At 65.9% G+C, this 657-nt stretch carries 1 protein-coding gene; it reads left to right on the top strand.

Translation table 11 applies throughout. From position 1 onward, the window contains the following. Window positions 1-657: phosphopantetheine-binding protein (locus FGE05_RS29605; protein ID WP_139650435.1), on the top strand; the 657-nt coding region annotated here is incomplete at both ends.

The raw sequence follows: 657 nt of genomic DNA, 5'->3' as shown, positions 1-657 counted from the left end.
GCCCGGGGTTACCTGAATCGGCCGGAGCTGAGCGCCGAGCGTTTCATCGCCGATCCGTTCAGCAGTGAGCCGAACGCCCGCCTGTACAAGACCGGCGACCTCGGTCGTTGGTTGGCCGATGGCACGCTCGAATACCTGGGCCGCAATGACTTCCAGGTGAAGATCCGCGGCTTCCGTATCGAGTTGGGTGAGATCGAGAACGTGCTGCTCGGCTGTGCCGGGGTCACCGATGCCGTGGTCATTGCCCGGGACGATAATCGCCTGGTGGCCTACCTGTGCGGCGAACCGAGCAGTGCCGAGCAACTGCGCAGCGCCCTGCTCAAGCACCTGCCCGAGTACATGGTGCCCGGTGCTTTCGTGCACCTGGACGCCCTGCCGCTCACCGCCAACGGCAAGCTCGACCGTCGCGCCCTGCCCGAGCCCGGCCTGGAAGCCCTCGCCAGCAAGGCCTATGAAGCACCGCAAGGTGACACCGAAATCGCCATCGCCGAGATCTGGAAGAACCTGCTGCACCTGGACCAGGTCGGCCGTCACGACGGCTTCCTTGAACTGGGCGGCCACTCCCTGCTCACCGTGCAGTTGCAAGCCCGCCTGCACCAGGACCTCGGCGCCGAGATCGACCTGCGCACCCTGTTCGCCCAGACCTCCCTGAGCGAA

The organism is Pseudomonas sp. ICMP22404, from assembly GCF_006227205.1.
GTDB lineage: Bacteria > Pseudomonadota > Gammaproteobacteria > Pseudomonadales > Pseudomonadaceae > Aquipseudomonas.
Note: the sequence above shows the minus strand (reverse complement) of the source record. Positions and strands in the feature narration are given on the sequence as shown.